Origin of the sequence: Eggerthella sp. 1_3_56FAA (genome assembly GCF_000185625.1) — a bacterium.
GTDB classification, from domain to species: Bacteria; Actinomycetota; Coriobacteriia; order Coriobacteriales; family Eggerthellaceae; genus Eggerthella; species Eggerthella lenta.
On record NZ_GL622579.1, the window covers coordinates 1,130,079 to 1,139,683 of the forward strand.

Annotated in this window: 9 protein-coding genes and 1 pseudogene; all 10 read right to left on the reverse strand. The window is 63.9% G+C overall.

Features of this window, described 5'->3' with window-relative positions; all coding sequences use genetic code 11:
* Nucleotides 1–120: 120 nt before the first annotated feature.
* Complete coding sequence (locus tag HMPREF1023_RS04950) at nt 121–570, reverse strand: DUF4405 domain-containing protein (protein ID WP_009305082.1); 450 nt, start codon at nt 568–570, stop codon at nt 121–123.
* A 6-nt stretch (nt 571–576) separates the two neighbouring features.
* Nucleotides 577–933, reverse strand: a complete 357-nt coding sequence (locus HMPREF1023_RS04955; RefSeq protein ID WP_009305083.1) for a hypothetical protein — start codon at nt 931–933, stop codon at nt 577–579.
* Between the two features lie 62 nt (nt 934–995).
* Nucleotides 996–2,222: an NrfD/PsrC family molybdoenzyme membrane anchor subunit gene (gene nrfD, locus HMPREF1023_RS04960; RefSeq protein ID WP_009305084.1), complete on the reverse strand. Its 1,227-nt coding sequence runs from the start codon at nt 2,220–2,222 to the stop codon at nt 996–998.
* Nucleotides 2,223–2,240: 18 nt separating this feature from the next.
* The gene (locus HMPREF1023_RS04965) at nt 2,241–2,867 is read right to left on the reverse strand and encodes a 4Fe-4S dicluster domain-containing protein (protein ID WP_009305085.1); all 627 of its coding nucleotides are present in this window, start codon (nt 2,865–2,867) and stop codon (nt 2,241–2,243) included.
* The gene (locus HMPREF1023_RS04970; RefSeq protein WP_009305086.1) at nt 2,867–5,386 is read right to left on the reverse strand and encodes a molybdopterin-dependent oxidoreductase; all 2,520 of its coding nucleotides are present in this window, start codon (nt 5,384–5,386) and stop codon (nt 2,867–2,869) included. Before HMPREF1023_RS04970 ends, HMPREF1023_RS04965 begins: the two co-directional genes overlap by 1 nt.
* A 574-nt stretch (nt 5,387–5,960) precedes the next feature.
* Nucleotides 5,961–6,362, reverse strand: a complete 402-nt coding sequence (locus tag HMPREF1023_RS04975) for a GntR family transcriptional regulator (RefSeq protein ID WP_009305087.1) — start codon at nt 6,360–6,362, stop codon at nt 5,961–5,963.
* 6 nt (nt 6,363–6,368) lie between these two features.
* On the reverse strand, nt 6,369–7,340 hold the full coding sequence (locus tag HMPREF1023_RS04980) for a slipin family protein (protein WP_009305088.1): 972 nt from the start codon (nt 7,338–7,340) through the stop codon (nt 6,369–6,371).
* A gap of 12 nt (nt 7,341–7,352) precedes the next feature.
* Nucleotides 7,353–8,267, reverse strand: a complete 915-nt coding sequence (nrfD, locus tag HMPREF1023_RS04985; RefSeq protein WP_009305089.1) for an NrfD/PsrC family molybdoenzyme membrane anchor subunit — start codon at nt 8,265–8,267, stop codon at nt 7,353–7,355.
* Nucleotides 8,268–8,547: 280 nt separating this feature from the next.
* On the reverse strand, nt 8,548–9,390 hold the full coding sequence (locus HMPREF1023_RS04990) for a DUF4097 family beta strand repeat-containing protein (protein ID WP_009305090.1): 843 nt from the start codon (nt 9,388–9,390) through the stop codon (nt 8,548–8,550).
* 15 nt (nt 9,391–9,405) lie between these two features.
* Nucleotides 9,406–9,605 (reverse strand): annotated as a pseudogene (locus HMPREF1023_RS04995) (XRE family transcriptional regulator); the annotation flags it as partial.

Here is a 9,605-nt window from a genome sequence, read left to right on the forward strand (position 1 = left end):
GCCTCGTCCCACTCGCCGCCCGCCGCGACTCCGGCCAGCTCCGCGCCCGGGTAGCGCAGGCTCAGCGCCGCGAGCTCCCAGGCGGCGGCGCGGGCCTGCCAGACGCTCGCGTCCGCAACTTCATTTCCCATGACGTTCCCCTTTCCCGTTCTTGAAGAAACCGACCAGCCAGCGCCAATGCGCCACGACGTGCACGAGCAGCAGCGCGAGCAGCGCCTTCGCCGCGATCGCGTGCAGCGGATCCCAGAAGTAGTAGCCGTCCGCGTACAGCCCCAGCGCCGGCAGCACTGCGCCCGACACCATGATCCCCGACACCGTCACCGTCATGAACGCGGCGACGATGAGAAGGTCGAGCGCAAGGTTCCCCGTCCGCGCCCACGAAGGCCGCGCGAACGCAGACCTAACTGCCTCGACGGCCCAGTCGACATGCATCGCGGCATGCGCGAAGAACACGACCAGCACGCCGAGACCCAGCCATTCGTGGATGCCGATGCCCGTGAGAGCCGGGCTCGCCGCGACCAGGTAAACCAGCAAGCACGCCGCATCGACGGCGAGAAGCTTCCTATCCATACGGCATCACCCCACCTTCCGCACGATCAGCACAAGGCCCACGACCAAGGCCACGGGCGCAAGCACCCACAGGTTCAGGCTCGCGTCGGACGCCTGGTAATAGCGCGTGGCCAGCGTGTCCCACGCATGACACTCGGTCGAGGCGCACGACGCCTCCGGGCACGTCATCTCGTGGACGCCGTCGGGCTCGGGCACGTCGTCGAAGCCGTGGCACGACCCCGACGCGCACCCGACGGCCGGGCAGGGGGAATCGGCCTCGATCGGCCGCACCCCCGTCGCAGGCTCGGCCGCGGCACCCGCCGCGAGCACGCACGCGCCCGCGAGCAGGAAGGCGACAAGCGTCACGAGCAGTTTCTTGAACATGGCTTCACCTCGTCAGACAAGGAAGGAGCGCGCGAAGCCGCGCTCCTTCCGAAGCGTCCCTATCAGCGGTCCTGATCAACCGGCTTGAGCGGCAGGTACTTGAGGCCCAGCAGCAGGAGCAAGGCACCCAGGCCGACCACGCCCAGCACGATGCCGAACTCGATCGGCGTCGGCCAGTACACCATGCCCTGGTAGGCGCCCGTCATGCCGGTAGCCCAATCGGTCACCGTGTACTGCGTCATGGGACCGGCGTAGTCGAGGTTCGGGATCTGGAACCCGCCCACCAGCAGCTGCGCTCGCTTGCAGAAGATGCCGACGATGGCCAGCAGGCTGGCGACCACGACGAGCGGGTCCGTGCGCAGCTTCGGCGTGAAGCACACCGCGGCGCACAGCGCGCAGCCGACGACCTCGACCCAGAAGAACGGGGCGAGCGGGCCGGTTGCGAGCATGGCGACGATCTCGGAGCCCGAGCCGCCCGGGAAGCCGGCGGTCAGCAGGTCACAGCCGAAGAAGTACAGGTCGACGACGACGAACGCGCCCAGCATCTTGACGAGCTTGACGACGTTGGCCTGATCGAGCTCGAGGTACCCGGCCTTGCGCAGCGCGATGACCACCACGAGCACCAGCGCCACGCCGCACACCAGCGCCGAGGACACGAACCAGGGCGCGAGCAGGGCGGTGTGCCAGAACTCGTGGGCCTGCTGCAGCCCGAAGATCCAAGCCGTCACCGAATGCACGAGCACGGCGGTGACCAGCGCGACGACCGAGATCACGCGCAGGGCTTTCTCCGACACCTTGCCCGCCTCGGCGCGCAGCGTCGCCCACAGGTACACGACGGACAGGATGAGGTAGATCGAGATGACCGCGATGTCCCACATGAGCGGGCTGCCCAGGTTCGAGTACGCGAACAGCTCCCACAGGCGAAGCGGCTGGCCGAGGTCGATCACCACGAAGCCCACGGCCAGCACCGTGCAGCAGATGGACGTCCACACGGCGATCTTCGAGATGCCGCCGAAGCCCTTCATGCCGAAGGCGCGCGGCACCGAGCTGATGATCAGGCCGCCGGCCGACAGACCCACGAGGAACATGAACATAGTGATGTAGAGGCCCCACGAGTCGAAGTTGCGCATACCCGTTTGGACGAGGCCGCCGGAGAGCTGCATGCCCCAGAGGGCCAGCCCCGCGACGGTGACGACCGCCGCCACGACGATGCCGATGTTGAGCCCCTTGCCCCCGAATCTGGCAGCAGGAGCCTTGGCGGCAGGCGCCGCCTGAGTGTTCTCAGACATTTCATTCTCCCTTTCTGCTTAAACGAGGTAGTAGACGGAGGGGTTCGTGCCGCGCTCGGGCAGAAGCTGCTTATGGGCGCGTTCGCGAAGAAGGCGCGACACCTCGGATTCGGGATCGTTGAAATCGCCGAAGAAGCGCACCCGTCCGGGACATACCTCCACGCAAGCCGGCTGCAAACCCTTCGCCAGCCGATGCCAGCACATCGTGCACTTCTCCACCACGTGCTTCTGATGCGTCGCCACGTCGGCATCGCCCATAGCATGGCCGATCGCATGCTTCGGCTCTTCCCAGTTGAACGAGCGAACGCCCGTGTACGGACACGCCGACATGCACATGCGGCAACCGATGCACTTATCGTAGTCCTGACGAACCGCACCGGTTTCAGGATCTTTGTACGTTGCTCCAACAGGGCACACCTTCACGCACGCAGGATTCTCGCAATGCTGGCACGCAACAGCGATATTCTCCATCGTCAAATTCGGGTATGCTCCCGCCGGAGTGTCGGGATTGTCCCCGCCATCCGTCAAGATGCGGTTCCACCAAACACCGTCAGGCAAGTTGTTCTCCACTTTGCACGCCACCGCACACGAAGCGCAGGCAACGCACCCTTTCATATCTATGACCATACCCAGCCGCTCGGCCATTATCGAGCACCCCCTTCATTCCACACGCGAATCTCGCAAAGCACGTCCATGAAGTTGTTGTTCACCGCGAACACATCGAACTCCGTGGAGCTCAGCTCCGACCAACCGCCCGCCTTATGCTGCGACAGCTGCCATCCCTTGGGATACACCAACATGCCAGGTCGAATAGCTTGCGAATACACCGCCTTGGCAACAGCGAAGCCACGATCGTTGTAGCACTCGACGTAATCTCCGTCAGAAATGCCGCGCGCCTCGGCATCGGCGGGATTGATCTTCACGTACGGCTCGGGATCAAGCTCGCGCAACAGCGGCGTGCTGAACCATTGGGAGTGAACGCGGTATCGGGGACGCTCGCTCATGAGAACAAGCGGGTACTTTTTGTACAACTCGTTTTCCGGCCACGCCTCGAGCGGCGGGAACCAGCGAGCCATGCGCTCGCGATCGATCTCTTCAGGAGTAGGCGTCTTGGTAGTGGCCGCGCGAGGCATCGGCATCTCGCGATAGAACTCGAAGCGACCCGATGCCGTGCCGAATTTCCCATCCGCATACGCGATATGGGGATCCGTCTCCGCATCTCCGGGAATGAAGCGTATCTGCTTTTTTTCACGCAGGTTGCCCATGTCCATACCCAGGGCCTTGCCCATATCGGTGTCGTACATTTCTTCGAGGATTCCACCGTTGTCAAGCTTGAAATAATCGCCGAGCCCCAGCTTCTGCGCAAGCTCCGTCACGATTTGCGGATCGGGCTTGCTCTCGTAAAGCGGATCGATAGCCTTCTCGCTGTAGTGCAGCGAGGAGCACTGACCCGCATTCGCAACCTCCTCCAGTTCGAACCACTGGGCGATGGGAAGCACCATGTCGGCGTAGCGTGCGGAATCGGTCATGACCGAATCCGCCACCACGACGTATTCCATAGCCGGAATAATGACATCGGTCCACGCATGCGTGTCGGTGTGGGTGTTCAGCGGATTGGCCGAATACATCCACAGCATTTTGATCTGCGCGGGCTTGCCGCCGAACTTGCCGGTTTCCACCACGTTCTTCAGGTCGACGCTGGGAATGGCAAAACCCGTGCTGGGACCGTTGGGGGCAGCATACGCGGGATTGACCCCCATATGGACGCCCCAGAACGCACCGTAAGAAGCTCCCGGCTTGCCCAAATTGCCCAACAGGGCGCAAAGGGTAAGACCCGCCATCGTGGTATGGCCGCCGTTGTTGTACGCCTGGGGACCATAGCCTTCATAGTGGTACACCGGGGTGTCCATGCAGATTTCGGCCAGCTCGTAAATGTCATCGACCGATACTTCGGTAAGCTCCGAAACCTTCTCGGGCGAATGATCGAGGATCTCCTCTTTCAGCAGCGCATACGCCGTGCGACACTTCACACCGTCGAGCTCGTACGATCCTTCGATGTCGGGCGCAGACGTTTCGTCGACAGAAACGAGTTCGCCGTTCGAGAGAACCATGTACGGATCGTCCATGACCTCCTTGCCCGTGGTAGGATTCATCACGCCGGTGGGAACCGGGGCGATGCCGGTGTCGCTTCTGCGCACGAACATGCCCGTATCGCTGCGCACCAAGAACGGTGCGACGGTATGCTGTTGCAAATACGCCACATCCTGCGCGTCCTTTTCCAAAACCACGTTCATGAGAGCGTACTTCAGCAGCGTGTCGCTACCGGGGCGAATGGGAATCCACCTGTCGGCTTTTGAGGCGATCTGCGTGTACACCGGATCGATAACCACCAGCTTGGTGCCGCCCTGCATGGCCTCCTTGACCAGGTGCCAGTTCTGAACCTGCGCGTCGGTAATATTGGCGCCCCACACCACTATGGTCTTCGCGTTCTTGGCATCGGTCGGCTCATTGCCTTCCCACATCTGCAGACCCATCAAAGGGCTGATGTACAAGCCGGCAACCGCCTGCATGCCGTAATAACTGCCCATATCGAGGCAAGCGCCGATGCTGCTAGCATTCATAAGAGAGGAAAGTCGGCCGTACGCGCTCGTGATCGCGCACGACTGATTGCCTGAAGCGGTAAGGAACGCCACGGCGCTCTCGCCAAATTCGGTCTGGATAGACTTGATCTTCCCGGCGATCTCGTCAAGTGCTTCGTCCCAACTCACACGTTCCCACTCGCCTGCACCGCGTTCGGTTCCCTCCACGCGTCGCATTGGATACTGCAAGCGCGCCGGATCGTAGATTCTATGCACATGCGAAAGTCCTCGCTGGCAAATGCGATCGTAGCATTTCTCGTTGTACGGAGCACGCGAGGTTTTGACCACTTTTCCGTCTCTCACATGCACGTTCAAGTGGCAGAACGCGAAACAGTTGGGACGGCATACTCCGCGGAAGATCCGTTCCTGCTCGCTCTCTTTTTGACCTGATTCGTAATCGGCCGCCAACGCCTGCAGCGTCGGCGTCGCGACGCCCATCACGGCAGCCGCGCCTGCGACGGCGCCGGTTGCTTTCAGGAAGCTTCTGCGCGTGAGCCCGCTGTGCGAGCTGGTTGCTCCTGACATCTTTCCTCCTCAAAGATCGTGTCAGGATATCCCCTTTGCGGATGGTGTCGGGAAAACGGCTCGACGAGCAGACGTCTTTCGCGCAACGCCTTCGAACCCCTCGTCCCCAAGCGCACTCTTATCGGATATCCCCCTGTTGCTCCTGATAAGAATTGGCCAAATCCTTGTGACTGTCACATTATCACAATGCATTGCGACAATCAATCTAATAAACATGCCTACTTCGAGGATAAATGATGCTGGAAACGGTAGGATATTTATCGGTTCATCAAGCGATACGGTACAGATGTTTCACGTGAAACATCTGTACCTGGACGAAACCGGCATTGTGACACTTTGCGGATCGACAATGCAGAGAGGGACGGCGGGACGAATCGGCTGACGTCGTACAGGGTGCTTCGCGGACGCCCTCACCCCCCTCTCTCTTGGCGCGACAGAGACGCGCCGATGCGCGCGCCGAACACCGCACCGGTCGCATATCGCGAGCATCGCGAATCGCCGCGACACAAGTTTCTTCGTCCACAAGCAAAGGCTCGCGCCCAAGAGGGTACAGCGCCCGCCCAGCGCGGGTCGCCTACGCCCGCGTCAGGCTTTTCTGGGCCAGCCGGGCTTGGACCAGGGCCAGGATGTCGTCATCGGCCATGCCGGCGTTGGCGCAGGTGCGGATCAGGTCGTCCGCCAACAGCTCGACGGGGTTGTCGGCGGCGAGGGCGGCGCCCACGGCGTGGCGCTCGGCCACGAACGTGCCCCTCCCCTTGCGCGTGGAGATGTACCCCTCTCGCTCCAAATCCATGTAGGCGCGGTTCACGGTGTTGTAGCTGATATCGAGGTCGACGGCCAGCGAGCGCACCGTGGGAAGCTGGTCGCCCGCTTTGTACTCGCCTGAGCCGATGAGGTACGCGATGCGGTTCTTCACCTGGATCCACACCGGCAGGCCGCTGTTGTAGTCGAGTTCGAATGAGGCGAGCGGGTTCATGGAAGCCTATCTCTCAGTAGTTCGGTCGCCGTTCATCATAGCACTATCCGTGAAGCCGTCGCTCATCGCGGTGGGCACGGTTACCACGGTGCCCTTGGATTTCTTCACCGTGTCGTACTGCATGAGCATGGTGCGCAGCTTGAGCGCCGCCTCCGGGTCGCCGTAGACGCGCGCGGCCTCGGCCAGCATCTCGGCCAGCTCGGCTTCCACGCCGGCCACGGTCATGCGCGCGTTCTTCTCGCGGTCGGCCTGCGCTTCCAGGCTCATGACCTCCTGCAGCTCGTCGGGGATCACGATGTCGCGCACCTTCACCGAGATGATGTCCACGCCCCAGCCGGCGGCCTCCTTCTCGATGTCGTCCTTGATCTCGGCGTCCAGCTGGTCGCGGCGCAGCGCCACCTCGGCCACCGTGGAGCGGCCCACCGCCTCGCGCAGCGCCGTCTGGGCGAGGAACGACACGGCCGCGTAGTAGTCCTCCACCTCGGTGCACGCCTTCTCGGCGTCCCACACCACCCAGAACAGCACGGCGTCTACCGTGACGGGCACGAGGTCGGCCGTGAGCGTCTTCTCGGCATAGAAGGGCGTGGCGATGGTGCGCTGGTCCACGCGGATGGTGCCGTGCTCGATGACGGGGATGGTGAAGTACAAACCCGGCCCCACGACGCGGTTCAGCTTGCCGAACCGCAGCACCACCACCTTCTCCCAGCTCAGCGCGATGTGTGTGGACGACAGCACCAGCAGCGCCGCCAGCAGCATGGCAACGATCGCCTCGATTCCCACGCCTCCCGTCGCCGCAAACGCGATGCCCAGCACCGCGGCGCAGGTGGCGATGAACGTCGCGATGTTGAAGATGACCGCGCCGTTGCGCGACGATTTGCGCGGCACGTAGGACGTGGCCGCCCTGATCTCGGCATCCTTGTCGCGCACGTCGTAGGGGGCGTCCTTCACGAACCGCTCGCCTGCCCGTCGTCTCGCCATCGCACTCGCTCCTTATCCCGTAAGCCCGAACGTCGAAAGCCCGTACAGCGCTTCCGGCATCTGCGTCACATCGTATGCGCCCGCGCCGACGATGCACCAGCGCAGCGCGAACCCTCCCACCAGCAGCAGCGCCGCTATCCACAGAAGCTGCGTGCGGCTGTTCCCATGCGTGAGGAAGCGCTCCAGCACCAGCGGCACGGCCAGCCCGCACACCGCGAGCACGCCCCAGAACACGGGCGCCAGCTCGCCGAACGCGAGCGCCCGAGCAGCCGCGGCCGTCTCCTCGCCCGCGAACGCGAGCAGCACGAACGCAGCCAGGCAGCCAGCCTCGACGACCACGATACCGCCGTCAATCCGCGCGAGCCACACGAGCGGCCCGCGGTGCGGGTGCCGCGTCTCCACGAACGAGGCTGCCAGGAACGCCGTCGCGATGCCGCACGATGCCGACGACAGCACGAACAGCACCGGCACGAGCGGCGTGCGCCACAGCAGCACCGACGCGAGGCTTTCCAGCAGCACGCCGGTGTACGTCGCGGTCACCGCCGCCGACAGCGCGCCCGCCGCCGCAAGCGCCAGAACCGCCGCACGCGGCAGGCGCACGGTGTCCAGCAGCGCGCCCAACGAGAACGCCGCCGCACAGGCCAACGCCGCGACCAGCGCGAACGACCCCGCCGCCATGACCGACGGCGCAGGCGAGGCGAACAGGCCGAGCAGGCGGTCAGGGCGCCCCAGGTCGACCAGCAGGCACAGCATGCCCGTCGCCAGCGTCACCGTGCACATCGGCCATGCCCGGGCGAAGAACTCCTCCGGCATGGCCAGCGCGCGCCACCGCAGCACGCGGGCGCACTCGAGCACGCACAGGACGGCGAGGGCGCCCGCTCCCGTTCCTCCCAGGAAAAGATAGCTTGTCGTGAGCACGTTGAACACGCGCCGCCCCGCCCCTCGTCCTCGCCCGCAACTCCCCATTGTCGCAATGCAGCAATTCATTGGTATTATAGCACCGCTCGCGCAAAACGGACGGCAAAGGGGCGAGGGCTTGGCATGCTTCGACACACCGAGTCGAAGCATGCCGTCGTCATCCTGAACGCAGCGCCGAAGGTGCGGAGTCGAAGGATCCCGCGCAACGTCAGCTGGAAGTCTCACGGCTATCGCCGCACGGGATCCTTCGACTCGCTTCGCTCGCTCAGGATGGCAAGGGAGGAGCTTCCTAGTCGTCGGCGTCGATGCGGAACTCGCCGCTGGCCAGGCGCGCGTTGATGCTGGCGCTTCCGTCGCCGCTCGTGTACACGTTGCCGTTCTGCGAAAGTGAGAAGGAGCTGCTGAACCGACCAGACGCTTTCTCGATGCGAGCGGTGAAGCCGCTGCTCTCGGGAACGGCCACGCTCACCGAGCCGCTGGCGATATCCGCGTCGATTGTTTTCGGACACGCCTCCCGGCACACGATGCGCGTCTGGCCCGACGCGGTGCGCACGTCCACGCGGTCGGCGAAGCGGCCCTCGACGTCGAGCTGCCCGCTGGCCACGTCGACGCGCAGCTCGTCGGCTTGCAGGTGCTGCCCGTCCACATCGCCCGAGGCCAGCTTGAGCTTGAGCGTTTCGCAGCCCAGGCCGTTCACGTCGTAGTCGCCCGACGCGCCGTCGATCTCGACGGCGCCCAGGTTCTGGGCGTAGCTTTTCGGAATGCGCACCTGCAGGTCCTTGCGGCCCAGCGCGAAGCACGAGAACCAGGTGCCGTAGTCGATGGACAGCGTGTCGCCGTTCACGGACCAGCGCATCTGCTGCGCCTTCGTCATGCCGCGCGGCGCCGTCTCGACAAGCTCGATGGCGTCGCCCTCGTCCACGACGTCGATGTTCACCGCGCCGGAGGCCCACTTGACGCTGAGGTTCTTGACGCTGGCCGCGTCCACGTTCGCCGATCCCATTTCCGTTCCTCCCCGCATTCCGAAGCGCATGGCCGAGCATCCGCCGAATCCGATGGACCCCAGGATGAGCAAGCCGAGCGCGATGATGAGCGTGATTTTGACGTACGACGCCGTCGTGAGTTTCGTCATGATACGGCCCTTCCGCTAGCGTCGGTTCGCCCGATAGTTCGGGTCGTTTTCGATGATGTGGGCGATCCAATAGTACAGCGGGATGGTCAGGAAGACGAACCAGCCGGGATGCCACCACCCGAAGAGGAAGCCGCCCCCGAGGAACACGAGCACGCAAAGCACGGGGTACGGGAACGTCGACCAGGGGCCGCGCGGGCGGCGCAACTGGGCGTCGT

Bases quoted from the DNA above. Each gene is read 5' to 3' on its own strand.
- HMPREF1023_RS04950 (WP_009305082.1), bottom strand. From the start codon at position 570: ATGGATAGGAAGCTTCTCGCCGTCGATGCGGCGTGCTTGCTGGTTTAC.
- HMPREF1023_RS04955 (WP_009305083.1), bottom strand. From the start codon at position 933: ATGTTCAAGAAACTGCTCGTGACGCTTGTCGCCTTCCTGCTCGCGGGC.
- nrfD (WP_009305084.1), bottom strand. From the start codon at position 2,222: ATGTCTGAGAACACTCAGGCGGCGCCTGCCGCCAAGGCTCCTGCTGCC.
- HMPREF1023_RS04965 (WP_009305085.1), bottom strand. From the start codon at position 2,867: ATGGCCGAGCGGCTGGGTATGGTCATAGATATGAAAGGGTGCGTTGCC.
- HMPREF1023_RS04970 (WP_009305086.1), bottom strand. From the start codon at position 5,386: ATGTCAGGAGCAACCAGCTCGCACAGCGGGCTCACGCGCAGAAGCTTC.
- HMPREF1023_RS04975 (WP_009305087.1), bottom strand. From the start codon at position 6,362: ATGAACCCGCTCGCCTCATTCGAACTCGACTACAACAGCGGCCTGCCG.
- HMPREF1023_RS04980 (WP_009305088.1), bottom strand. From the start codon at position 7,340: ATGGCGAGACGACGGGCAGGCGAGCGGTTCGTGAAGGACGCCCCCTAC.
- HMPREF1023_RS04990 (WP_009305090.1), bottom strand. From the start codon at position 9,390: ATGACGAAACTCACGACGGCGTCGTACGTCAAAATCACGCTCATCATC.